The sequence below is a fragment of the Streptomyces sp. AC627_RSS907 genome (genome assembly GCF_019049165.1).
Map to the genome: position 1 here is coordinate 1 of NZ_JAGMUE010000326.1, position 623 is coordinate 623.

Annotated in this window: 1 pseudogene; it reads right to left on the minus strand. The window is 75.9% G+C overall.

From position 1 onward, the window contains the following. Nucleotides 1–380, minus strand: a pseudogene (locus KUM32_RS35535) (transcriptional regulator); the annotation flags it as partial. Nucleotides 381–623: the final 243 nt, after the last annotated feature.

The following is a 623-nucleotide window of genomic DNA, read 5'->3' on the forward strand; positions in this document are numbered from 1 at the left end:
GGGATGACCGCGGGGGTACCGGTGACGGCGGGGGCCCGCACGATGTGGGGGCGCTGCTGTTCGTCCGAGCGCCACAACGCGGTGGCGCGCTCCACGAAGCCGGACAGCGGCGTGCCGGCCCCGCGCGCGCTGCCGGGGGTGCCGAGGCCGATGGCGTCGAGGGTCAGCGCGCGGTGCAGCCGCTCGCCGAGCACCTCGCAGATCAGGTCGGGCACCTGTCCCCGGGGGCGCTGCCCCTTCAACCAGCGGGCCACGGCGGTGTGTTCGTAGCGCAGCTCCATGCCGCGCGCCCGGCCCGCCTCGTTGACGTGTGCCGCCAGTGCCGCGTGCGAGATGCCCGCCTCGTCCAGCACGGCGTCGAGCAGTGTGTTGGGCTCCATGCCGCCCTCCCGATGCCTCCGGTCAGTTCAGCGTAACGGGGTCACGCGCACACGGGGTGTGAACTTCGCGTACGGTCACGGGCCGCCGCCGCTGCTGCCCCGGCCGCCCGGCGCTGACCTGCGGCGCCGCCCGGGCGACGGCGGATTCGTGGGTCCCGGCCGCACCGGAGCGCGCCCGGCCCCTCGCCCGCCACGCGCTCCCCGGCCGCCGTTAGGAGAGCTGTACGTCACTGGTGAGCGGCA